The 23656-nt window shown below is 60.8% G+C and carries 18 protein-coding genes and 1 tRNA gene; 15 read left to right on the forward strand and 4 right to left on the reverse strand.

Annotated features, from left to right (window positions below):
• The 10 genes from BW950_RS12490 to BW950_RS12535 are packed head-to-tail and all read left to right on the forward strand — an operon-like array spanning nucleotide 1 to nucleotide 11323.
• Nucleotides 1-519 carry a (2Fe-2S)-binding protein gene (locus tag BW950_RS12490; protein ID WP_076489640.1) on the forward strand — a complete coding sequence of 173 codons (519 nt, stop codon included), beginning with the start codon at nucleotides 1-3 and terminating at the stop codon, nucleotides 517-519.
• Complete coding sequence (locus BW950_RS12495) at nucleotides 516-1349, forward strand: FAD binding domain-containing protein (protein ID WP_076489641.1); 834 nt, start codon at nucleotides 516-518, stop codon at nucleotides 1347-1349. Before BW950_RS12490 ends, BW950_RS12495 begins: the two co-directional genes overlap by 4 nt.
• A 38-nt stretch (nucleotides 1350-1387) precedes the next feature.
• A complete protein-coding gene (gene dnaE, locus BW950_RS12500; protein WP_234969109.1) occupies nucleotides 1388-4840 on the forward strand; it encodes a DNA polymerase III subunit alpha in 3453 nt (1150 codons plus the stop codon).
• Complete coding sequence (locus BW950_RS12505; RefSeq protein WP_083944000.1) at nucleotides 4828-5430, forward strand: YggT family protein; 603 nt, start codon at nucleotides 4828-4830, stop codon at nucleotides 5428-5430. Before dnaE ends, BW950_RS12505 begins: the two co-directional genes overlap by 13 nt.
• Before the next feature lie 4 nt (nucleotides 5431-5434).
• Complete coding sequence (gene recG, locus BW950_RS12510) at nucleotides 5435-7531, forward strand: ATP-dependent DNA helicase RecG (RefSeq protein WP_076489643.1); 2097 nt, start codon at nucleotides 5435-5437, stop codon at nucleotides 7529-7531.
• On the forward strand, nucleotides 7528-8079 hold the full coding sequence (gene rsmD, locus BW950_RS12515) for a 16S rRNA (guanine(966)-N(2))-methyltransferase RsmD (protein WP_076489644.1): 552 nt from the start codon (nucleotides 7528-7530) through the stop codon (nucleotides 8077-8079). The genes recG and rsmD overlap by 4 nt, the downstream gene beginning before the upstream one ends.
• 28 nt (nucleotides 8080-8107) lie before the next feature.
• Complete coding sequence (locus tag BW950_RS12520; RefSeq protein WP_076489645.1) at nucleotides 8108-9187, forward strand: ATP phosphoribosyltransferase regulatory subunit; 1080 nt, start codon at nucleotides 8108-8110, stop codon at nucleotides 9185-9187.
• Complete coding sequence (gene hisG, locus BW950_RS12525) at nucleotides 9184-9819, forward strand: ATP phosphoribosyltransferase (RefSeq protein WP_076489646.1); 636 nt, start codon at nucleotides 9184-9186, stop codon at nucleotides 9817-9819. Before BW950_RS12520 ends, hisG begins: the two co-directional genes overlap by 4 nt.
• Nucleotides 9809-10189: a hypothetical protein gene (locus tag BW950_RS12530; protein WP_076489647.1), complete on the forward strand. Its 381-nt coding sequence runs from the start codon at nucleotides 9809-9811 to the stop codon at nucleotides 10187-10189. Before hisG ends, BW950_RS12530 begins: the two co-directional genes overlap by 11 nt.
• A gap of 3 nt (nucleotides 10190-10192) precedes the next feature.
• A complete protein-coding gene (locus BW950_RS12535; protein ID WP_076489648.1) occupies nucleotides 10193-11323 on the forward strand; it encodes a tetratricopeptide repeat protein in 1131 nt (376 codons plus the stop codon).
• Between the two features lie 63 nt (nucleotides 11324-11386).
• On the opposite strand, the gene BW950_RS12540 is transcribed toward BW950_RS12535, so the two are convergent.
• Nucleotides 11387-13174: an alanine--tRNA ligase gene (locus BW950_RS12540; RefSeq protein WP_076489649.1), complete on the reverse strand. Its 1788-nt coding sequence runs from the start codon at nucleotides 13172-13174 to the stop codon at nucleotides 11387-11389.
• A 195-nt stretch (nucleotides 13175-13369) separates the two neighbouring features.
• Between BW950_RS12540 and BW950_RS12545 the strand changes: the two genes are divergently transcribed.
• The 3 genes from BW950_RS12545 to BW950_RS12555 are packed head-to-tail and all read left to right on the forward strand — an operon-like array spanning nucleotide 13370 to nucleotide 15859.
• Nucleotides 13370-13846 carry a hypothetical protein gene (locus BW950_RS12545; protein WP_143559240.1) on the forward strand — a complete coding sequence of 159 codons (477 nt, stop codon included), beginning with the start codon at nucleotides 13370-13372 and terminating at the stop codon, nucleotides 13844-13846.
• Nucleotides 13843-15147, forward strand: a complete 1305-nt coding sequence (locus tag BW950_RS12550; protein WP_076489651.1) for a hypothetical protein — start codon at nucleotides 13843-13845, stop codon at nucleotides 15145-15147. Before BW950_RS12545 ends, BW950_RS12550 begins: the two co-directional genes overlap by 4 nt.
• 25 nt (nucleotides 15148-15172) lie before the next feature.
• Nucleotides 15173-15859 (forward strand): FecR family protein, encoded by a 687-nt coding sequence (locus BW950_RS12555; protein WP_083944001.1) that lies wholly within the window; start codon nucleotides 15173-15175, stop codon nucleotides 15857-15859.
• On the opposite strand, the gene BW950_RS12560 is transcribed toward BW950_RS12555, so the two are convergent.
• A complete protein-coding gene (locus BW950_RS12560) occupies nucleotides 15856-17166 on the reverse strand; it encodes a GGDEF domain-containing protein (protein ID WP_076489652.1) in 1311 nt (436 codons plus the stop codon). The genes BW950_RS12555 and BW950_RS12560 overlap by 4 nt on opposite strands.
• Before the next feature lie 112 nt (nucleotides 17167-17278).
• On the opposite strand from BW950_RS12560, the gene BW950_RS12565 reads away from it, so the two are divergent.
• The gene (locus BW950_RS12565) at nucleotides 17279-20002 is read left to right on the forward strand and encodes a CHASE2 domain-containing protein (protein WP_076489653.1); all 2724 of its coding nucleotides are present in this window, start codon (nucleotides 17279-17281) and stop codon (nucleotides 20000-20002) included.
• An 18-nt stretch (nucleotides 20003-20020) separates the two neighbouring features.
• On the opposite strand, the gene BW950_RS12570 is transcribed toward BW950_RS12565, so the two are convergent.
• Nucleotides 20021-21199, reverse strand: coding sequence for a flagellar motor switch protein FliG (locus BW950_RS12570; protein WP_076489654.1), 1179 nt, complete (start codon nucleotides 21197-21199; stop codon nucleotides 20021-20023).
• Nucleotides 21200-21396: 197 nt separating this feature from the next.
• On the opposite strand from BW950_RS12570, the gene BW950_RS12575 reads away from it, so the two are divergent.
• Nucleotides 21397-21469: transfer RNA gene (locus BW950_RS12575), tRNA-Phe, on the forward strand.
• 57 nt (nucleotides 21470-21526) lie between these two features.
• Here BW950_RS12575 and BW950_RS12580 read toward each other — a convergent pair.
• Nucleotides 21527-23410 (reverse strand): methyl-accepting chemotaxis protein, encoded by a 1884-nt coding sequence (locus BW950_RS12580; RefSeq protein WP_159438801.1) that lies wholly within the window; start codon nucleotides 23408-23410, stop codon nucleotides 21527-21529.
• Nucleotides 23411-23656 lie beyond the last annotated feature (246 nt).

Genomic DNA, 23656 nt, shown 5'->3' on the forward strand with positions numbered 1-23656 from the left:
ATGGAGATAACCTTTACCCTGAACGGCAAGAAAAAGACTCTGGAGTGCGCCCCCACCGATTCCGCCTGGTCCCTCATATCGGAGACCGGGGATCAGGAGGGCCGCTGCCATAACGGCAGTTGCCTCCGGTGCGCCGTTCTTTTGGGGGAACGCCCGGTGCTCTCCTGCATTCTTCCGGCCTATCGCCTCCACCACGCCGACGTGACCACCCTGGAGGGCATTTCCGGAAAACCGCTTTTCCGGGACATTTTGAGAGCCTTCGATAAAGTCGGAATATCCCGCTGCGAGGATGCCCTGCCCGGGCTGGTCATGCTGGCCTACCAGATTATCTCTGAAAAAGGGACCCCCTCGGATCTGGACATCCAGTCCTACAGCAGGTACCTGGTAACCCGCTGCGCCGGGAGAGACGAGTTTGAACGGGCCGTCCGGCTGGCTGGCCGGCTCCACGGCAGAAAACGATCCGATCGAAGACCGGGAGCCGGATCAGGAGCGGGATCAAGAACGGGGGCCACCTCATGAGTGGCCGGACAGGAAGAACAACCCCTCCGGCCCTGCCGGGAGTCCATGTCCCCACCTCCCTGAGCGAGGCCCTGCAGATTCTCCGGCGGGAACCAAACCTTCCCATCTGGGCAGGAGCAACCTGGTGGATGGACAAGGGACTCAGCGCCTCGTCGCTTCTCTCGCTCCAGGCCCTGCCGGAGCTGAAACGTGTGGTTCGGAGCGATCTCCGCGTCGATATCGGAGCAGCCGTTCCCGTAGCCCGCCTGCGCGAGGCAGGCCACCGCTATCTTCCGGAATTGCTCATGACAACTCTGGATCGGCAGGGCCCCCCTCCGGTGCGCAACATGGCAACCCTGGGAGGGGCCATCTCGCTTCCCGAGGGAATCCTGCCCGTCTCCCTGGTCCTGCAACTGCTGGACGCCCGGGTGGAACTTCGTCGTGCCGGCTCCTCCCGGTGGAGCGCAATCAATGCGATGCACCGGATCCCCGGCGAAATACTCACACGAATACGCATTCCCCTGAAACACCGTACCCACTGGATGCTCCACCAGTTCGGCAACGCCTATCCCCTGACCTCACCCTCCATGACCGTGGCTGCCACGGCCAGGGTAGACAAAAACGGCCTTGCAGGACTCCACTGTGGCCTGCTGATCCGGGGAACCCACCTGATCCGGCTCCGCGAGGCCGAGGCAGAACTGGTGGGACGCCAGCTTCCCCTGACCGAACGGGACCAGCGCATCCTTCTGAGCGCTCTCAGGGAACAGGCCTCCTACATCCGGGAGATGGACGACCTGGGACGCTGGCGTGCCATCAGCACCCTGAAGCAGTTCCTCCGGCGCCTGGGGTGATTCCACGGCCCCGGCACACCCAGGAAGACACAGATCGGTTGAGCGAAAGCACACCTTCGGTCTATCATGGCTTCGTGTCAGGCTTTGTACATCTCCACAACCACTCCGACTTTTCGCTCCTCAAGGGTGCATCGAGCATTCCCGGCATGGTGGCCCAGGCCAGGGCGCTGGATATGCAGGCCCTGGCCATCACCGATGACGGCAATCTCTTTGGAGCGCTCTCGTTTTACCAGGAATGCCGCAGAGCCGGAATAAAACCCCTTATCGGGTGCGATTTCTATGTCGCCCCCAGCTCGCGACACCGCAAGACCGGCCTGGACGGGGCAAACCGGAACGGCCGCATCGTCCTGCTGGCCCGGGACCAGGAAGGCTACAGCAACCTGCGTCACCTCTCGTCCATCGGCTACCTGGAAGGGTTCTACTATCGGCCCCGGATCGATCACGAGGTGATGGAACGCCACAGCGCGGGGCTGATCGCCCTCACGGGCTCTCTGGGCGGCGAAATCCCGCGCCTTCTCCTGGGCAACCGCCCCGATGAGGCAGAGAAGCTCCTGGAGTGGTACTGCACCATCTACGGGAAAGAAAACGTCTATCTGGAGCTCACAGACAACAAGATACCGGAACAGAAGGTCCTCACCCGGATGCTGGCGCAGCTTTCGGAAAAGCTCGACCTCCCCCTGGTGGCGGCCAACGACACCCATTACCTCACCAGAGAGGATGCCAACGCCCAGGACATCCTCCTGTGCATCGGCAGCAACCGGAAAAAGGCCGAAACAAACCGTTTCAGCTTCTCCACCCAGGAGTTCTATCTGAAATCGGCCCCTGAAATGAGTGAGCTCTTCCGGGACTACCCCCAGGCAATCACCAACACCCTGGCGATCGCCGAACGGTGCAACCTGGAGATAGAGCTTCCGGGACCGCGGTTCCCCTCCTATGACATTCCCCCGGAGTTCTCCTCCCGCGATGATTACCTGCGACACATCACCTGGGAGGGAGTCCACCAGCGCTACCCCGCCATAACCGACGAAATCCGCCAGCGAGCCGACTACGAGCTGGAAACGATCATCTCCATGGGCTTCACGGGTTATTTCCTCATTGTCTGGGACTTCATCGCCTATGCCCGAAACAACGCTATTCCCGTGGGCCCCGGCCGAGGTTCAGGAGCAGGCTCCATCGTGGCCTACGCCCTGCGGATCACCGACGTGGACCCCCTGAAGTACAACCTGCTCTTTGAGCGATTCCTCAACCCCGAACGGGTCTCCATGCCCGACTTCGATATCGACTTCTGCTTCGAGCGGCGTGGCGAGGTGATTGACTACGTTACCCGCAAGTACGGCCGCGAAAAAGTGGGCCAAATCATCACCTTCGGGACACTGAAAACCAAATCGGTAATCCGCGATGTGGCCCGCGTCCTGGGCCTCCCCTACGACGAAGCCGACGGAATAGCAAAACTGGTTCCCCAGGATCTGAAAATGACCCTGGCAAAGGCCCTGGACCAGGAACCTGAACTGGCAGCGCTACCGGAACGCGGCCCCGTCTACGCCGAACTACTCGACACCAGCAGACGTCTCGAGGGGTTGCACCGCCACGCCTCCACCCACGCAGCAGGAATCGTGATCGGCGAAAAAGATCTGGTGGAGTACGTCCCTCTCTACCGGGACCCCCGGACAGGCTCGATCTCCACGCAATTCACCATGGATCAGCTGGAAGAGTGCGGCCTGGTAAAGATGGACTTCCTGGGCCTCAAGACCCTCACCCTGATCAAGAACACCGAGGCCCTGGCCAGGTTGCGCCACCCCGACTTCTCCGTGGAGACGATCCCCGAAGACGACCAGGCAACCTTTGCCCTCCTGGGAAAGGGCCTCAGCAAAGCGGTCTTCCAGTTTGAAAGCTCGGGAATGCAGGACATCCTGCGCCGGGCCCGGCCAAACCGGATCGAGGACCTGATTGCCCTGAACGCCCTCTATCGGCCGGGCCCCATGCAGTACATCGATCAGTTTGTGGATTCCAAAAACGGTCGAACCCCCATCTCCTATCCCCTGCCGATCCTGGAGAAAGTCCTCAAGGAGACCTACGGGGTTATCGTGTATCAGGAGCAGGTCATGGAGATCGCCCAGCTTGTAGGCGGTTTCAGCCTGGGAAAAGCCGACATCCTCCGACGCGCCATGGGAAAGAAAAAAGAGTCCGAAATGGCTCTTATGGAGAAGGAATTTCTCCAGGGCGCCCAGGAAAAGGGCTACACCCGCGAGCAGGGATCACTCATCTTTGAACTTCTGAAACCCTTCGCCGGCTACGGCTTCAACAAGTCCCACGCAGCGGCCTACTCCCTTCTGGCCTACCAGACAGCCTACCTGAAGGCAAACTTCCCTGTGGAGTTTCTCGCGGCCAACCTGACCAACGAGATCAACGACACCGACAAGTTCGCCGATTACCTCCAGGAGGCCCGAACTCTGGGGATCGTGGTCCGCCCACCCGACGTCAACACCAGCGAGAAATACTTCGGCGTTCTCCAGGACCAGGTAGTCTTCGGTCTGGTGGGTATAAAGAACGTGGGCTCCGGCGCCGTTGATGCCATCCTGGCCGCCCGCGCCGAGGGGGGAGCCTTTCAGAGTTTCCTGGATTTTCTGGAGCGCATCGATACCCGCACGGTAAACCGGAAGGTAATCGAAACCCTGATAAAAGCCGGTGCCTTCGATGATTTGGGCCACAACCGCCCCACCCTGCTCCATAACCTCGATACCTTCCTGGAAGCCGCCTCCCACACCCGGGAAAACCGCCTGGCCGGACAGGTTTCCCTCTTCGACGACACCGGCGAGACCGGCGAAGACCGTCTGCTGATCGAGGAACAGCCCCCCTGGAGCGCAGCAGAACGCCTGGAATACGAACGGGAGCTTCTGGGATTTTACTTCTCGGGGCACCCCCTGGATGACTACCGGGAACGGTGGAAAGAAACCACGGGGGTACACCTGGGAAGGCTCAAATCGGCTACCCTGGGGGAGAAGCTTCAGATCACGGGATTTCTCCGGGAACTGCGCGTTGTAGTGACCCGCAAGGGATCCCGTATGGCCATGGGCGTCCTGGAAGACTACAATGGCGAGGTTGAGGTGGTGGTCTTCCCCGATGTCTACGCCGAGATGGCCGATGAACTGGCACCCCGCCGGGTTGTGGGATGCCGGGGCAGCCTGGAGCGGCGCAAGGATTCGGTCCAGCTCGTTCTGGAATCGTTGATCCCCCTGGAGGACCTGGAAGAGCGTGATGCCTCAACGGTGCATCTTCGGCTTCTTCCGGAGAATCTCACCGAAGAAGCGTTGTATAATCTGCGGGGCGATCTGCAGGACCTGGGAGGAAACTCCGAGATCCTGCTCCATCTGGGCCCCCCTGAATCGGAATCGGTGGTCCGGGTAAACACCCAGTTGCGCGTATCCTCGCGCAAAGATGTTCTGGACCAACTGGCACAACACCCCCTGGTAAGAGAGGTATGGAAAGCATGATACAGCCCATCGCCCGTGTGGCAAGCAGTCTGTTGTCCCTGTATATGATGGTGATCTTCATTCGCATCATCATGACCTGGTTTCGCGGAGTTCACTACGGACGAGCCTACCTCTTCCTGACCTCCATAACCGACCCCTACCTGGACTGGTTCCGCCGGAACACACCGGTGCGGCTCGGCATGATGGATTTCTCTCCCGTGGTTGGTATTCTGGCCCTGGGGTTCGCCCAGAATATCCTGACCGAAGTAGCCCACACCGGAACGGTTACCATGAGTTTTCTGCTCCTGGTCATCGTCTCCTCGGTCTGGTCGGTAGTCTCCTTCTTTTTTACGATCTTTCTCATTCTGGGGCTGATCCGCCTGGCAGGCATCCTGGCAGGCCTTGATACAGGAGGCGGCCGTTTCTGGATTGTGATCGAACAGATCCTGAACCCGGTCCTGCAGGTCGTGGTGAGGCCCTTTCTCCGGGGCCGCTTCACCAACTACCGCGATTCCCTGCTGATCTATTGCGGAGTCCTTCTGGCAGTTCTCGTGGGGGGCCGGTTCCTTCTCCGGTTCATCCTGGCCCTGATCGGGCAGATCCCCTTCTAGTCAGGTGTATTCGCTCCCCCTGGGAGACTCCCTGCGGAGCCGATCCGTTACGACCCTCCCGGGAATCGGCCGCGCCCGGGCAGAGCGGCTGCAACGGCTGGGAATCGCTACCCTGGAGGACCTGCTTCTTCATCTTCCCAGGTCCTATCAGGACCGATCCCGCTTCAGCCCCCTCACGGAGGCTCTCCGCCAGGGGGAGGGGCTTGTCTGCACCCGGGTTCTCAGCCACGAGTACTTCCCCTTCCGCCGCGAGCGGGTGCTGAAGATTATCGTTCACGATGAGACCAGCGCCGCAGCCCTGGTCTGTTTCGGCCGTGCCTTTCTGGCCCGGCTGGCTCCGGTGGGGTCCGAGGTCCGGATCTGGGGCCAGTTCTCATTGCGGCGGGGAGAGATCCAGAGCAGCGCCTTCGAGATCGAACCCCACGATCCCCAACGTCCCCTGGCGGGGATCATTCCCGTCTACCCCCTCACGGAGGGAATCTCCCAGACAGTGCTGCGAAACGCCCTGAAATCGGCGTGGGCGCTGGCCGCTCCCCACCTGGGGGATGATCTGCCCGACCGTCTCCGCGCCCGGGCGGGAGGACTCACCTGTGCCGAGGCACTCCGGGCGGTTCACTGGCCACAAACACTCCCACAGGCCCGGCAGAGCCGACACCGCCTGATCTTCGGAGAACTCTTTCTCTTTCAGAAAGAGCTCGCCCTGGAAACGCTGGCCCGACGTCGGGCCCGCCGGGTTCGCCGTCAATCTCCCGGAAAATCCCTCGTGGAAACCGTTCTGAAGAACCTGCCCTACCAGCTCACGCCCGATCAGGCCCGGGTTCTGGGGGAGATCCGGGACGATCTGCGCCATCCCTGGCCCATGGCCCGCCTTCTGCAAGGAGACGTGGGGTGCGGAAAGACCCTGGTTGCGCTCCTGGCTGCCTGTGCCGCCCTGGAACAGGGACGCCAGGCAGCACTTATGGTTCCCACGGAGCTTTTGGCACGGCAGCACCTCAGAAACGCCCGGGAACTCCTGGCCCCGGCGGGACTCACGGTCCGGCTGGTCCTGGGAGGGCTTCCCAAAGCCGAAAAAGAAGCCCTGGCCGATGATCTGAGCCAGGGCCGGGTCGACCTGGCCGTGGGAACCCACGCGCTGTTGAGCGAAACCTACAGCTACCCCGCCCTGGGACTGGTCATCATCGATGAGCAGCACCGTTTCGGCGTGCGTCAGCGGGAACTCCTGACACGGCGGGGAGAAAACCCTGACGTACTCATGATGAGCGCCACCCCCATTCCACGGTCTCTGGCACTTACCGCCTTCGGCGATATGGAGATCAGCACGATCCACCATCTTCCTCCGGGAAGAAGTCCTGTGACGACCCATCTGGCGCGGATCGGCAACGAGGAGCGGGTTTACCGCTTCCTGAGGCGCCACCTCGACGAAGGACACCAGGCCTACCTGGTCTATCCCGCCATCGAAGAGGGCGAATCGGGAACGCTGCGGAGCGCCACGGCCATGGAAGAACGCCTGACCCGGGAGCTGGCGCCTCACCGGGTGGGTCTGGTACACTCCAGGCTCAGCGAGGAAGATCGCAGCACCCGGATGGATCTCTTCGCCTCGGGAGAACTCGCAGCCCTGGTGGCTACCAGCGTGGTCGAGGTGGGAGTGGATGTCCCCAACGCCACGGTGATGGTGATCGAGCAGGCCGAGCGCTTTGGCCTGGCCTCACTGCACCAGCTCCGGGGCCGCGTGGGTCGGGGACCGGCCCGGTCCTACTGCATCCTGGTCTATCAGGAGCCCCTCACGGAAGAGGCCCGGCAACGCCTGAAGGTGCTCTACAAGACCACCGACGGCTTTGTTATCGCCGAGGAAGACCTGCGAATCCGGGGCCCCGGAGATCTGCCCGGCGAATCCAGGGGGCTTCACCAATCGGGGTTTCTGGCCTTTCGTCTGGCTGACATCAGGCAGGACATGACGATCATGACCCAGGCGCGCCAGGCTGTCCGGGAAGACCTGGCTGTCCAGGGAGATCTGGCTGTCCGGGAAAACCTGACTATCCAGGGAGATCTGGCGCAGAATCTTCCGGGCGAAACGAAGCAAAACCACAAGGAGATCCCATGAGAATCAGCGGAGGAACCCTGCGGGGGCGCACCGTTCTGTGTCCCCCCGGCGTCATTCGTCCCGCCATGGACCGCATGAGGGAATCCCTCTTTTCCATTCTTGGCCCCCTCCAGGGGCTGAGTTTCCTGGACCTCTTTTCCGGCTCGGGGCTGGTGGGGCTCGAGGCCTATTCCCGGGGGGCACAACCAGTGGTACTGGTGGAGAAAGACCGGGGCAAACGGCGAGTCATCCTGAAAAACCTGGCAGACCTTCCCTCACCGCCCCGGCTCTGCCTGGAACCGGTGGAACGCTATGTGGCCCGCACCTCCACACCCTTCGACATCGTCTATCTTGACCCCCCCTTCTCCTATCCCTACAAGGAAGATTTGCTCCTGCGCATCTCCCGATCCAGGCTGATCCGGGAAGAAACCCGCATTTTGATCCATCTGCCCACGGAAGAAGCCCTGCCCGATCAGCTGGGCAGACTGGAACGGGACGATCGCCGGGAATACGGAGGATCATCGGTCCATTTCTTTTCACCTTCCTCCCCCGGAAACGCTGACACGTAGAGCCGTTCCTGCTACCATTCGGACCATTATGAGTGAGTGGAGCAACCGACGCGGGCGTCACCATTCCCTGGGCCTCCCCACAGGAACGGAGACGCTGCAGCTGCAAGAGGCGGCGCGACACCGCCGCATTACCCGGATTCTGGAAGATCAGTTCGAGCTCTGGGGCTACACCCCGGCCGAGACACCTCTGGTGGACTATTTCGATGTCTACCAGCCCCTGCTCACCCCCGAAGGAGTTCGTAGCACCTACCGTGCCATGGACCGTCAGGGGGAGATCCTCTCGGTACGAGCCGACACAACCCTCTTTCTGGCAAAACAACTGGGACTTCATCTCTCGGCCGAGGAACTACCCGTGCGGGTCTGGTATAACGACCAGATCGTGCGCGCCGAGGAAGAACACGATATCGCCAGCAACGACTATCAGCAGGCCGGGCTGGAACTGGTGGGCGCCCCGGGGATCGAGGCCGACGCCGAGGTTCTGCTGATCCTCCAGGATTCGCTCAAGGCCCTTTCCCTGGAAACCGCCGCGATCCACCTGGGCCACCACAGAATACTGGAAGCCCTGACTCCCGAAGGAATCACTCCGGCAGCCCTGCGAAGTCTGGTGCGGCGGCGACGGCCCCTGCCCGCAGAGTGGGGACTTTCAGCTGATCTGCAGGAGCTTCTGCTCTTTATCGGCTGCCGGAAAAGCTTTTCCAGAAAACTCCAGGAATGGACCCTTCCCGGAGATGTTCGTTCTGCTGCCGAGGAACTTCTGGCCCTGACCGATCTGCTCCCGCAGGATGCGTCTCCCCAGGAAAACCACCCCCGGATCAGGATAGACATCAGTGAGCTGGCCTCACACGACTACTACAGCGGCATCGCCTTCAGCGCCTACCACCCGGAAAGCACCGCCGCCATCGCCCGGGGCGGCCGCTACGACCACCTCCTGGGGCACTTCGGATACGATGCCCCTTCGGTGGGATTCTCTGTGTTCACCCGCAAGCTTCCTCCCCGATCCCTTCGGGAGGAACACCGTCCGTCACCGTCCGCCCCGGGACAAACCTTCGCAGAACGCGCCGCCCGGGCTCAGGAAGCCCACGAACGGGGAGAAAGGATGCACCTATGATCACCATCGCCCTGCCCAAGGGACGGCTTTTCGATAAAACCAGCAAAATCCTGGCCCGCTGCGGCTATCATCTCACCCTGGGAGAACGGCAGCTCGTGGCCGAGGAACCCCGGGGCGAGATCCGGGCCATCCTGGTGAAGAACTCCGATCTTCCCACCTACGTGCACCACGGCATCGCCGGCCTGGGTGTCTGCGGCAGCGACGTCATCTACGAGAGCGGCCACGAGTTCTTTGAACTCCTCTCGCTCCCCTTTGGAGGAACCCGCATCTGCCTGGCGGGCAAGAAAGATGAATCGCCAGACTCCCGGAACGCTGCAGTCCTCCGGGTAGCCACCAAGTTCACCCGTTTCACCCGCGATGCCTTCCACCAGCGGGGAATCCCCGTAGACGTGATCCGTCTGGATGGATCCGTGGAGCTGGCACCGGTACTGGGCCTCGCGCCCTACATTGTGGACCTGGTCGAGACAGGAAGCACCCTGGTTGCCCACAATCTGGAGGTGAAAGAGACCCTGGGAAATACCGATGTTCGCTTGATTGCCAATCCCGCCTTTTACAAGTATCATTTTGACAGGGTAAACCGCTTCGTTTCCACCTTGCAGGAGGCCCTGAAGGCTGAGGCAGGTGAAGGCTAAACCAGACCCGGAATCCCGAGGGGGACCAGTTCCCACCTCTTCCCGGGGCTTTCTGAAAGTCTCCGGCGATGAGGCCCAGAGCCTGAGCTCATCCCAGCGGGTCGCTCTGATCCGCCGGGGTAACGAGTTCTTTAACAAAGGGGATTACACAACGGCTAAACGGATATTCATGACCGTGGGATACTCCGACGGCCTGATCCGGTTGGGAAACCGGTTCTCCGAAGAAGGAAACCCTCTGGAAGCGTTTCGGATGTTCTGGCTCGCCGGCGATACCCGCCGCGTGTCGGAACTGAGCGAGAACATGGCCAAGGTGATCCGGAAGTGGCTCCAGGAAGACGAGCCCCTTCCTCACCGGAAAAAGAGAGAATAGCTTGTGGATACAAAAGACCCGGATCCCGGAAATGACCCCGGACATAATCATGACCAGGAACAACTGGCACTCCTCTCCCAGCAGGGCTACCAGTATCTGCGCGAGAACATGACCCGGGAAGCACAAAAGCGCTTCGAAGAAGTGCTCGCGGCTGAACCGCACAACAATTACGCCCTGGTGGGCATGGGCGATCTCTGCCGGAAGGAGCGGCGTTTCAAGGAAGCCGTGACGCATTACCAGCGCTGCCTTACGCACCATCCGGAGAACAACTACGCCCTCTTCGGCCTGGCCGAGAGCTACCGTTCCATGAAACAGTTCAACCGGGCCACAGAGGTTTGGGAGCGCTACCTGAAACACGACAACGAGAACGTAACAGTCCTCACCCGCGTGGCCGACGCCTACCGGAAAACCCGTACCTTCGAGCGGTCCCGCGAGCTCTATCTGCGGGTTCTTGAGCTTGAACCGGACAACAGTTACGCCCTGATCGGACTGGGCCACCTCCATTATGATTTCTCCGATTACGAAAAAGCTCTGGGGTTCTGGGAACGGATGTACCAGAAGAGCGGCAATGCCGTGGATATTCGCGTCCTGACCTCCCTGGGAAACTGCCACCGGAAGATGAAGACCTTTGAAGCAGGCGTTCCGTACTTCGAAAACGCTCTGAAACGGGAGCCCTACAACTTTTTTGCCCTCTACGGGCTGGCAGACTGCTTTCGCGGAATGCGCAGGCCCGAGAAATCCCTGATCTACTGGAAACGGATTCTGGAGATGGACCCCGAAAACAAGGTGATCCTGACCCGCGTGGGCGATGCCTACCGGACCCAGGATGAACTGGACCAGGCCGAAGGGTTCTACCGCCAGGCTCTGAACGTTCAATATGACAGCTACGCTGTTCTGGGGCTGGCGATCATTCACCGCAAGCGGAAGGAATACACCGAGGCGATCCGCGGGCTGGAACAACTCCTGGATTCCGAACCCGAGGGACACCGGGCCGTGCTGGAACTGGCAGCCTGCTACGAGGAACAGGGGAAAATCCCTGAAGCCCTGGCAGTACTCTCCCGGTTCGTGCAACAGACCCACAGCCCCTCCCGGACCGTCCAAAACCGCATCGCCGAGCTGAAAAGCCGCCTCTAGCGCCCTTTTTCCCGCTCGGGAAATACCAGCCCGTTCCGGGGGGCCTGGACGGCGGCCCGGTTACTATTGCTCCAGCACCGCCTTGATTCTGCGAACCCCCTGGGAGGAGGATTGCTCCTTCCTGATCCTGAAACACCCCATGTTGCCGGTACGCTCCACATGGGGCCCCCCGCAAACCTCGCGGGAGTAATCCCCGATACTGTAGACCTTCACTTTCTCATCATACCGATCGCCAAAAAACGCCAGAGCCCCGGCGTCGCGAGCCTCCTGGAGGGTCATGGTCTGGACCTCCACAGGAAGATCAGCGGCAATCTTCTCGTTCACGATCGCTTCAACCGCTTTGATCTGATCGGAGGTCATCTTCTCGGGGTGAGCAAAGTCAAAACGCAACCGGTCGGGGGTAATGTTGCTCCCCTTTTGGGAGACATGGTCGCCCAGGACATCGCGCAGGGCCTGGTGCATCAGGTGCGTGGCGGTGTGGAGCGCCGTGGTGTACTCCGACTGATCAGCAAGCCCTCCCTTAAAGGTCTGGTTGCCATCCAGCTTTGATTTCTCGCGGTGCTTTACAAAAGCTTCTTCGAAGCCCTCGCAGTCCACGGTAAAACCATGCTCGGCTGCCAGCTCCTGGGTGATCTCCAGAGGAAAACCGTAGGTATCGTAGAGCTTGAACGCCAGACGACCGGGAATCTCCCGCTTCTTTCCCTTCATCAGGTTGGGAATCATTTTCTCGAACTCCCGCTCCCCGTTCTGGAGGGTCTTCAGAAAGCGGTCCTCCTCGGCACGAAGCTCCTGAAGAATTGTCTCCCCGTTTTGTTCCAGCAACGGATAAAATCCGGCGTAGGTCTCGATCACCTTCCGGACGGGATCGGCCAGGAAGGGCCCCTCAAGACCCAGCTTGCGGCCGTGCCGCATGGCCCGGCGGATAAGTCTCCGGAGAACGTAGCCCTGGGCAAGATTTGAAGGAACCGTGGGATTCTCGTCTCCCATCATGAAGGTAGCAGTCCGGGCATGATCAGCGATGATACGCAAAGACCGGTCAGTCTCTTCGGCCGCGCCATAGCTATGGCCCGTGAGACCCTCAAGACAGGCCAGAAGCGGCTGGAACACCTCGGTATCGTAGACCGAGCGCTTGCCCTGCAAGATAGCGATAGTGCGCTCCACCCCCATACCGGTATCCACGCAGGTCCGCTCCAGGGGCAGAAAGGAACCATCGGCCTGCTTGTTATACTGCATGAAGACATCGTTCCAGATCTCCAGGTATTTCCCGTCGGACACACCGGGCCGGCTCTCGGGAGTTCCCTCGATCCCCGTATCGATGAACATCTCCGAGTCGGGGCCGCAGGGCCCGGTCTGACCGGCAGGCCCCCACCAGTTGTCCTTGCGACCCAGGAAATGGATCCGCTCGGCGGGCACCCCCACATCCCGCCAGACGGCGGCGCTCTCCTCGTCCCGGGGGACATCGTCATCGCCCCCGAAGACAGTCACGGAGATCCGTTGCGGATCTATTCCGAGCCACTCCGGCGAGGTGAGAAACTCCCAACTCATGCGGATCGCCTCTTCCTTGAAATAGTCCCCCAGGGACCAGTTCCCCAGCATCTCGAAAAAGGTCAGGTGGCTCTCGTCACCCACCTCGTCGATATCGCCGGTACGAATACACTTCTGGACATCCACCAGCCGCGTTCCTGCGGGATGGGGCTCGCCCAAAAGGTAGGGCACGAGAGGGTGCATCCCGGCGGTGGTGAAAAGAACAGTGGGATCGTTCTCCGGGATCAGGGATTTTCCCGAGATCTCGGCGTGACCGCGGGCCTTGAAAAAATCGATATATTTCCGACGTAGTTCCTGTGCTGTCATAAGAGGTCCATGATAGAAAAAGCGGGGGCCGAGGTCAATCGTCGTGGCCGCCCTCAGGTATTTCGAGGCCCTTTTCGATCATCTTCCGAACCGTCTCCGGACAAGGCCTTCTTTTCCCCGGTTTTTCATTCAATATTCTTGAATAAAACCTCTTTCATATGGAAATATCGCCCTTCAGGGAATAGACTTATACCTGTGAATACACGAGCACATACAGTCCCGGCCCTCCTTATGATGGCCGTCTTTCTCCTAGTGACACCCTGGGCGCTCCGGGGGCAATCCAACGAGATTCTTGACAGGATACTCCAGGAAGAAGTTCTCACCTACGGCAGCGCCGCCTATGTGTTGCTTCTGGCCCTGGGGGAACTGGAAGAAGGCGACTCCCTCACAAACGCCGTGGCATCCCTGGACCGAAGGGGTTACGGTCTTGAAGACCGGCCCGGCCACGATGCGGTGACCCTGGGAGAGTTCTGCTTTCTCGCGATGCGCCTCTTCGAAGTTCCCGGAGGCATCTGGTACAGGCTCCTTCCGGGTCCCCGCTACGCCGCGCGGGAGCTGGCCTATCGGGGGGCCTTGCAGGGACGGTCCTATCCCTCCATGCATCTTTCGGGAGAACGGGCCCTACGCATCCTGGGCCGCGTTCTTGCCCTCCGGGAAAGGGGGATCCTGTGATTACCGCCATATCCGCTCCCCGGCGCCCGGGGCTGGCACTCGGAACGGGAGTTCTCCTTCTTATCCTCTCCGTTGCATCCGGGGTATCCTCCGCTCCCCGGGAGACTCCGTCTGCGCAACTGGAACGAACCTGGGGAATCAACCTGGACAGCAGCTCATCCTTCTCGCAGGCAGACCACAAAGAAGACAACGATCCGGACCATACCGTCACAGCAGCACTCTGGATACGAAGCCTCCTGGTATTGAGCCGGGACCGTTCGGTGGAGATGATTGCCCAGGGAAGCTACACCTGGAGCGACGACCGGGAATACCTCTTCAACGTGGATACTCTCCGGGCCACGGGACGATTCCCGGGGTTGCTGGGAGAAACCTCCATGGTACGGGCAACGGCAGGACGCTTTCACCTCCGGGATACCACGGGCCTTGTCCTCAGCCACGTGGCCGACGGCCTGCAGCTCAGGGTCAGCTATCCCTTTGCCCGTCTGCGCCTGGCCGGAGGATACACCGGGCTCCTCCTGAACCCCGTCTCGGACATCCGCATGACCGAAACAGACCTGACCGAAAGCGACGATGACGACACCTTCTTTGGCCCGGCCCGACTGCTGGGGGTGGCAGAGATCACCTTCTCCGACCTTCCCCGGCGACAGAGCCTGAGCGCCGCCGTTACCGCCCAGAAGGATCTGCGCGACGCCGATGATGACGAGACGACCTTCGACAGTCTCTACGCGACGATCGCCCTCTCCGGTCCCCTGGCGGGGAATCTCTACCACTCCCTCTCGGGAACGGTCATGGCCGGGTCGGCCGAGGCAGACTCAACCACAAAGTCGTCCCTGGGATTCCTGGCAGAAGCACGCCTGCGGTACTACCGGGAGGCCCTGGCAGGATCACGCCTGGGCGCGAACTTCACCTGGGCCTCGGGAGACGAGGGCGGTGCTGACCGTTTTGTCCCCATCACCCGGGGAACCGCAGGAACGATCCTGGATCTTCCGCTAGAAGACATCCTGCGCGGAGAGATCTTCTATAGTTTCCGCCCCTTCCCCGGTATCCAGCCCAGCCTCACCGTGGGGTGGTTCTTTCTTGCCTCCGACGAGAGGCCCCAGACCCCCGAGGTCGACACCGATTCGGACGGTCGCTTCCTGGGAACCGAGGTAGTGGGGCGTCTGGTGGCCCGGCCAGTCAGCGATCTGGGCATTCAGCTCACGGGGGGGGCTTTCTTCCCCGCCTCGGGCAGTTCGGGGGTCTTCACCAGCGATCGAAAGACAGAATATCTCCTGAAAATAGAGATATCCACCAGCTTGTGATATTGTTTCAGAAGAGGGAACGAGAATGAAAAAATTAATTGCAAGAGCGAGTCTTCTTGGGGCACTCCTGATAGCAGCGGCCTTCCCCGCCCTGGCCCTGGAAGCACGGATCGCATCGGTTCAGGGAAAGGTGGAGATCCGCACGGACAGCTCCGCGCCCTGGATCACCGCCGTTGAGGGGATGACAATTCCTCTTGGCGCAACCATATCCACGGGGTTCAACTCCCTGGCCGAGGTCACCGTAGGACCAGCCACACTCCAGGTACGAGCCCTCTCGCGCATGCGCCTGGACGAGCTCATAGAGCAGGAGGGCGTTGTTCAGAGCGATCTCCACCTGCAGGTGGGCCGGGTGCGTGCCGATGTACGCTCCGCCGAGGGTCTCCGCAGCGAGTTTCGCCTGAGCAGCCCCATCGCAACAGCCGCTGTGCGGGGAACCAGCTTCGAGTTCGACGGCACCACCGTCCAGGTTGAAAGCGGCTCTGTCCAGCTTGCCAACCAGTACAACGAGGCGGTCCCCGTGGGAACCGGAGAGTCCACGAGCTCCACCGGTGACGAACCACCTCCCCCGCCCTCGGAAAGCCGGGAAGCTGCTGCTGTAGTCGTGGCCTTTACCCCCGGCGCAGAAGAGTCGGGAGACCGTCAGGAAGGAGTCCTGGCGTCGACAGCCCCCACGACCGGGGGAATCCGCGTGAACTGGTCGTACGAATACTAGAAAGAGGCGGAAGCGGCGGGGGGGTCCAGGCAAGAAACCCGGTTACGCCCCGCCTCCTTGGCCCGGTACAGGGCCTGATCGGCCTGTTCGATGATCTCCAGAGGAGGGCGTCCGTCCTCCCGTTGCCCCGCCGAAACCCCGGCGCTGATCGTGACCACCCCTGAATCACCCCCCTCCTGGTGAGGAATCGCCAGCTCCTGGACATTCCGCAGCATCCTCTCGGCAATGCGGAACGCCTCGTCAGCCGAAGTACCAGGGAGCACCACCACGAACTCCTCCCCGCCGAAACGTGCCACCAGGTCCCCTTGATGCCTCAACGCAGCGCGAAGGGTTCCGGCAATACGCTTGAGGCAGATATCCCCCTGGACATGGCCGTAGCAGTCGTTGTAGGGCTTGAAGAAATCCACATCGGCCACCACAATTCCCACAGGCCGCTGTGATGAATCGTTCCAGATTTCCTCCAGGTGATGCAAGAGCCCGCGCCGGTTGGCGATCCCCGTCAGGGGGTCCAGACGGGAGAGCTCGGCAAGCCGGGTATTATCCGCTGCCAAGGCATCCCCCCGGAGCCGCTCCCGCAACCCCACCAGATACGAATAGCGACGCCCCTGCTCCAGGCCATGATTGGCAAGGAGGGTGATTCCCGCCGTTGCCACCAGAGACAGGGTGTAGTGAGCCGCCACGGGAAGGGGGAGAGGAATGGCGAAAAACGGAATCGCCCCGATATAAAGCAGCGAGAGCAAAACCGAAACAGCCAGAGCAGCCCGAAACCGCAGAACCACCACGTTGTTTGCGTAGGCCAGGACCAGAATAAGCCCGTGATGATAGTACACCGCATTGGGATGCCTGCTGAACAGCACCAGATAGAGCACCCCCAGGCCGGACATGACCGTGATCAACTCCACAAAGAACTCCCGCACCGCCGGAGCGACACCGCGACGGATCATGAGCGTAACAGCAAGCCCGGCCGGAGTGATCAACCCCAGCCGCACCACCCGGGCATGAACCATCATATCGGGAATCATGAACCGGTCGGAAAACAGGAAAAAATTGATCAGAACCAGAGCCACCAGATTCCGCAGAACAAGATAGCGGCTGCGCTCATCGCCGGTCTCCTCTTCAAAACGCTGCTCCAGCTCGGCAGGCAACCGCACCGCCCGGGGCCGCTCAGTCAAAAGGGTGGCAATCCGCTTTCGCAGGAGGAGAATTTCCTCTGTAGCGGCCTCACACGCTCCCTCGGGGACCGTCTCCGGGGAGTTTCGGAACGCCTCTTGAGGAAATTCTGCCCCACCTTCTTCAGGACCGATCAAAACGCCTCCTTCAACTCTGGTATCCGACACTCCCAGTATCTGGAATTCTCCAGGGCAAAACAATAGTATTTAGTATAGTATGTAACAGGAATCGTCTCGCAAGGGAGTTGTCATGGCAAAAGCTCAATCGGTGCTGGAACGGTATTATTTCATTCCTTTCATCGCCACCGCCCTCATTGCAGGCCTCTCGCTGCTTCCCCAATACCAGGCCCTGGAGCGAGGAAGCTACGACATACTCCTGGGAATACGTCCTCCTGTTGAGGAGCGTCCGGAGTTCCTGCTCCTTAACGCCGACGATCTGGCAGTAGCCCAAGTGGGAATGTGGCCCTGGAGCCGGCACATCATGGCCGACGGACTGATCCTGATGCGAGAGTTTGACCTGAACTACGCCGTCTTCGATATCGAGTATGTCGACCGAAGTCCCCAGGGGGTGGACTCGCTCTTCCTGAACCAGGAGATCCCCCAGGCCTTCTCCCGGGAGTTTGAAGCCCTGGAAGATAATATCACGGCCCTCTTTGCGGCACTCCACCAGGGAGCCATCCCCCTGGATGAGGCCGAGGAATATATCTTTCAACTGGTTGATCTCTCCCGGGCCTCCCGGGAACGCCTGCTGGAAGAGGTTCGGTCCATCGCCCGGGACAACGATGAGTACCTGGGACAGGCAGCCCGGTTCTTCGGAAAAGCCTTCTTCACCACCACCATGCTCCCCGACGACGTGGGACTGGTTGCGGTGGGGGACGAGCACCGGCGGTTTATCCTGGACTCTATCTCCCTGGAAAACGTCACAGGCGATCTGGAACTCCTGCCCGAGGCCAGGGACATTCAGCCTGCCATCCCCCCCGTACTCCGCCGCGCTGCCGGGGCGGGGTTCCCCAACGTCCTGGTAGACCCCGACGGGGTCCGGCGCCGGGTCGATCTCCTGTCCCGCTATCAGGACCGCATTTTTGGCCAGCTTGCCTTCCGGCCTCTCCTCCACTGGCTGGGGAGTCCCGATATCGAGGTGGAGCCGAGGCGGATCATCTTGCGCGATGCCCGTCATCCCGATGGGGACCAGCGGGATATCACCATCCCCCTGAGCCACGATGGCAAAATGCTCGTGACCTGGCCACCCAAACGGTACGATCAGAGCTTTCGCCACCTCTCGTTCAACGATCTCTACGTGCACGGGCTCCTCGAGCAGGATCTGACAGCAAATCTTGAAGCCATGGATGGGGCAGGGTTTCTCCAGTTTGGCGAGTCCGGCCCGGATCTCCTGCCGGCCTACCGCTACGCCGAAAAGCTGCGCGAAGAAGGCCTCGTCACGGGAGATCCCGAGGTGATCGAGGAATATTATGAGGTCCGGGCCTTTTTCTTTGAAGCTCTGAAGGCCTTCCTGGCCGGAGACGCCGAGGAGACGCTCCAGGGCGAACTGCAACGGATCATCGCACACCCGGACACGCCCGGAGCACTTCGAGAGACCTACCGCGAGGTCCAGGAGGATGTGGAAGCCTTCTTTACCGCCTCCCGCGACATATGGCGACGGCTCCAGGAGATCCGGGAACGGCTGGGACGGGAACTCTCCGGCTCCTTCGCTGTTTTGGGCCACACCAGTATCTCCACCACTGATATCGGGGTGAACCCCTTTGACGGCCAGTACATCAACGTTGGCCTTCACCCCTCAGTAGCGAACACCATTCTCACAGAAGACTTCCTGCGGGAGGCCCCGCCCTGGCACAGCCTGGTTGCAGCGATTCTTCTCAGCCTTGTCGCAGCCCGCCTTATTCGCGATGTGAAACCCCTTCAGGCGGCAGGAATCGGCGTTGGCCTGCTGGTTGCCATAGTGGCCGTGGGAACGGGTCTCTTTGTCGGGCTGGGCTGGTACATCGCTACAATCACCCCCCTGCTGGCGGTTTTCCTCACCTCCGTAGCGATCTCGCTGGCCAAGTTCCTGAAAGCCGAGGGCGAAAAAAGTTTCTATCTCTCGGCCTTTTCCCGCTACCTCTCGGCCGATGTGATCGACCAGATCATCGAAGACCCGGAGCGGCTCAAGCTGGGCGGCGACAGCAAGGAGCTGACAGCAATCTTCACCGACGTAAAGGGCTTCTCTACCATCGCCGAGCAGATGACTCCGGCCGATCTGGTAAAGCTCCTGAACGAATATCTCACCGCCATGAGCGATATCATCCTGGGCCTCTACGGCACTATCGACAAGTACGAGGGCGACGCGATTATCGCTTTTTTTGGAGCTCCCCTGGACCAGGACGATCACACCTGGCGTGCCTGCGCTGCGGCGGTACGCATGAAGGCGATCGAGCGGGAACTGAACCCCCGCTTTCTCGAGTCGGGGCTGGCCCCGGGCGAGCTTCTCACCCGGGTGGGGATCAATGCCGGCGAGATGGTAGTAGGGAACATGGGAACGCCCAAGAAAATGGACTACACCATCATGGGCCACGCCGTGAACCTGGCGGCCCGGCTTGAGGGGGTCAACAAGCAGTACGGCACCTGGACGCTCACCACGGAGCGAACCATCGGCGCAGCCGGTCTCGATGCCTTCCTGGCACGCCGTCTGGACCGCGTGAGAGTGGTGGGGGTTCATGAACCGATCCGACTCTACGAGATTATCACCGAGAGCAGCACTGCCCGGGAGGAGGAGCGGGAACTGGCGGATATCTTTCTCCAGGGGCTCACCCTTTTCGAGGAACGAGACTTCACAGGGGCGTCAAAATACTTTCGGGAGGCGAAAAAGCGAGCTCCCCAGGATGGGCCGTCCACGGTCTACCTGGAACGATGTGCAAAATACCAGAAAACTCCCCCGGCAGAAACCTGGGACGGTGTGTATAACCTCACCAGCAAGTAGATCAGACCGGGCCGGCTTCTAACCAGAGGAGAACTCCTCACCGGGAAGCCGGATCACCACCTCACCCCGGGCCGCCATGGTCCGCACAAGGCGCACAAAATCACCGGTTACACGGTCCACATCGCGGCGGCGCATCGGCCCCAGCGATTCCCGGTGAAGCTCCACCATTTCCCGTCGGCGATCGCTCATGTTTGCCAGGAGCCGTTCGGCCAAATCTGGTCGTTTCCCTTTCAGGATCACCGAAATATCCTGATCGTCCACACTCTGGAGGATCTTCTGCAGATCCCGATCGGAGAGGTACGCAATGTCCTCCAGACTGGTCATGTGCGTTCTGACCTTCTCGGCCAGATCCTGGTCGGTATCGTCCAGGGATGCCAGAATGCGATCCCCCGACGAGAGGTCCATGTACCGGAGAATCTCGGCCAGCCGTTCTTCCCCGGCAATCTCCTCGCCCTGGGGCGTGCCCAGCGATTCCAGGCGAGCCCGCAACCGCTCTTCCACCGTTTCCAGGATGCCCCCCTCCACCCGGCCCAGGGAGGACACTCGTCGCACCACCTCGATCTTCAGTCCCGGATCAAGGGCCTCAAGAAGGCGAGCCGCCGCTGCTTCGGGCATATGAGCCACCAGAATTGCCACCACCGCCGGAGATTCCCGGCGCAACAGCGCCGCCAGTTGCTTGCCCTCCACATCCTGCAGGAAGGCAAACCGGTGAGGCCGTTCTTCCGGCAGGAGCTCGTAGAAACGGCGGTCTCCCTCGTCCTGGCCAAAGGCGCGGACCAGGATCTCCCGGGCCGTCTCGGGGCCAGATCGGGCTTCGCGGCGCGGGGCGGCTGCTGTGGAACCGAATCGGGCAAGAACTTTCCGGGCTTCCCGGGGCGAGATAGGCCCCAGATGGGCCATCGCCTCAAGAATCTGCTCCGCCTCAGCCGGTTTCATGCTCCGCAAAACCCGGGCAGCCTCTTCGCGCCCCATAAGAGCAAGGAAAACCGCCGCCTGACGGAGCTGCGACGACTCTTTCGGGGAAGAGGCACCACCGGAAGGAGCCTCACCGGAAGAGGCATCACCGGAAGGCGGGGCCGGTCTGGAGGTGTCTCCGGGCGGAGACCGGCGGGTACGAGGCTCCTCGGGGGGAGCGGTATCTTTCATCAGCCCCTGGATCTTCCGGTACGCTCCAGCGGCACGGCGGTATTCTTCCATCCCTGTACCTTTCTACAATACCTTTCTGCAAACCCGTCTGGGGGGAAACTCGCGTTCTCTTGCCTCCGGGAGCACTCCCGGGATGGCCCTCCCGGGTATGATGCGGCACATTGGGAGCAAGGTCAACTGCAAAAAACAGGCCAGAAACGATTGACACCAACCAGCCACTCTGGTATAACTACACCCGTTCAGAGCGTGCCGCTGTAGCTCAGTCGGTAGAGCAGTGGACTGAAAATCCACGTGTCGACGGTTCAATTCCGTCCGGCGGCACCTAAAAGGCCTCCCTTCGGGGAGGCCTTTTTTGTTCTGCCCGCTAGTTCCTGTGTTCTATTTCCTGTCCTGTCCCGCGCGCTCCAGAATGAATCGTCCCACCAGGGACTGAACCTCTTCAATACGCTCGCCGGTCTTTCCGCTCAAACCATCCACGGCGGTAACAGCTCCCTGAATCTCTCCGGCACCAACCTGCATCTCCTCCATCCCCTGCCGAAGGTGCCGGGTAATCTCGTCGATCCGCACCATCTCATCCAGCATGGTTGTACTGGCGTTGCGGATCTCGCCGGAGCCGGACCGGACAGAATCGGTCACCCGGGAAATCTCTCCCAGGGCCTGCAGAATCTGGGTACTCCCAGCGCTCTGCTCCTCCATGGCGTTCCTGATCTGCCGCTCGTTCTGGCCCACCTCATCAATAAGACGCTGAACCGTAACAAAGGCCCGGGAAACCTCACTGGCAGACCCCACAGCCCCGGTGATGGAGGATGATATATCTGAAAGCTCCCGGCGAATCGATTTTGACTGCGCTCCGGCGTCTTCCGAGAGGGTCCGGATTTCCGAGGCCACCACAGCAAAGCCCCGGCCAAACTCCCCGGCGTGGGCTGCCTCGATAGCGGCGTTCATGGAAAGCAGGTTTGTCTGACGGGCAATTGCCTGGATCACCGAGCTCGCCTCCTGAAGGCGACTGCTCCGCTCGGCGATCTCCCTGTTCACACAAACCATCTCGTCGAGTTTTTCCCGCCCGTCCCGGGCCGCGGCAGAGAGCTCGTCGAAGGAGGCCGCGTTCTTCTCAAGGGTTGCCGCCACAGAACGGACACTGGCCATCATCTCCTCAATTGAAGCGCTGCTCTGGGCAACCACCGAGGACTGGTTCTGTACCAACCCGTCGAGGCCCTCGATGTTTCTGCTTATCTCCTCAATCGTGGCGGTCACCTCGGAGACGCTCCCCGCCTGAACACCGGCTTGATCGGCCAGGGAATGAATGTTCGCGGTGATCTCCGTGACGGCCGCTGCGGTTTCCTGCATATTTCCCGAGAGTTCCAGCCCCAACTCGGCCAAGGAATCTGTGGCGTGTCGGACCGTGGAGATAATACTCCTGAGCCCCCCCAGAAAGGAGTTGAAACTCTCCGATATCTGCCCCACCTCGTCCCGGCTCACCACCTCCAGGCTGGCCGTGAGATCGCCCTCGCCCCGGGCCACGCCATCGAGCCCTGCCGAGACCCTGCGCAAGGGCAAGAGAGCCCCCCGGACACACCACCAAAGAAAGGCGGCAGCAAAAGCCGCCAGAACCAGGGCGATCCCGCTCAGCCGGGCCACGCTGCGCCCCACACCAGCCGAAATCATGGCCTCGATGTTCGCTGCACTAACCCCCATAAACCATATGCCGATAACTGCACCGCTTCCGTCGCGGGAAACGATGGGGTCGTAGATCGTCACGTAGTCCTCTCCAAGAATCCGGGCGGCACCCACCATGGTCTCTCCCGCCACAACGGGCGCGTAGGCGGCGCTTTCCCGTCCCAGGTGGGTTCCATCGGCCCGGGATCCATCGGCAGTACGAATCGAGGTAGCGATTCTGCGAAAATCATCACCATCGCGGACAAAGAGCGTGGCCACCACCCCCAGGGATTCCGAGAGTTCATCGATCAGCTCGTAGTTGCCCGAGAGGGACCTTCCCGAGCTGTCCACAAGATCTCCCGATACAAGTTGCACCTGGCCGTACTGAGCCCGCGCGTGGTCCTGAAACATGGCCAGATCGCCCCGGAGCTTCAGCTCAAAGACCTCCTGCGCCACGGCCCGGGAGTTGTTCGTAATTGCCAGAGAGCTGGCAGCGATAAGAAGCCCCCCCAGCCCCAGCAGAGCCGCGATCCCCGTGAGCGAGACCTTGAGCAGGAGACTGGATGAAAAAGCCCGGGATGAGAAAAAATGTGAAACGAAACGCAATGTGTACCCCCCCATGTTTATTACTTGTGATTTTTAAATACAAACATATCACGGGGAGAACATTTTTCTACCTGTCGCCTTTATTCTGTCATTTTTTTTCTGCCTTTATTCTCCAGGGATACTGCACATCGGGAATTACTCCACAATAAACCGGTCCACAATGCCCTTGACCCGGGCAATGCCCTCACCGTTCTTGCCGCTCATCTGCTCCACGGCGGTCACGGCCTGCTGGATCTCGTCGGAACC

Origin of the sequence: Alkalispirochaeta americana (assembly GCF_900156105.1) — a bacterium.
Lineage (GTDB): Bacteria > Spirochaetota > Spirochaetia > DSM-27196 > Alkalispirochaetaceae > Alkalispirochaeta > Alkalispirochaeta americana.

Bases quoted from the DNA above. Each gene is read 5' to 3' on its own strand.
- BW950_RS12570 (WP_076489654.1), bottom strand. From the start codon at position 21,199: ATGGAAGAATACCGCCGTGCCGCTGGAGCGTACCGGAAGATCCAGGGG.
- BW950_RS12555 (WP_083944001.1), top strand. From the start codon at position 15,173: ATGAAAAAATTAATTGCAAGAGCGAGTCTTCTTGGGGCACTCCTGATA.
- BW950_RS12520 (WP_076489645.1), top strand. From the start codon at position 8,108: ATGAGTGAGTGGAGCAACCGACGCGGGCGTCACCATTCCCTGGGCCTC.
- rsmD (WP_076489644.1), top strand. From the start codon at position 7,528: ATGAGAATCAGCGGAGGAACCCTGCGGGGGCGCACCGTTCTGTGTCCC.
- BW950_RS12505 (WP_083944000.1), top strand. From the start codon at position 4,828: ATGGAAAGCATGATACAGCCCATCGCCCGTGTGGCAAGCAGTCTGTTG.
- hisG (WP_076489646.1), top strand. From the start codon at position 9,184: ATGATCACCATCGCCCTGCCCAAGGGACGGCTTTTCGATAAAACCAGC.
- BW950_RS12495 (WP_076489641.1), top strand. From the start codon at position 516: ATGAGTGGCCGGACAGGAAGAACAACCCCTCCGGCCCTGCCGGGAGTC.
- BW950_RS12565 (WP_076489653.1), top strand. From the start codon at position 17,279: ATGGCAAAAGCTCAATCGGTGCTGGAACGGTATTATTTCATTCCTTTC.
- BW950_RS12490 (WP_076489640.1), top strand. From the start codon at position 1: ATGGAGATAACCTTTACCCTGAACGGCAAGAAAAAGACTCTGGAGTGC.
- BW950_RS12540 (WP_076489649.1), bottom strand. From the start codon at position 13,174: ATGACAGCACAGGAACTACGTCGGAAATATATCGATTTTTTCAAGGCC.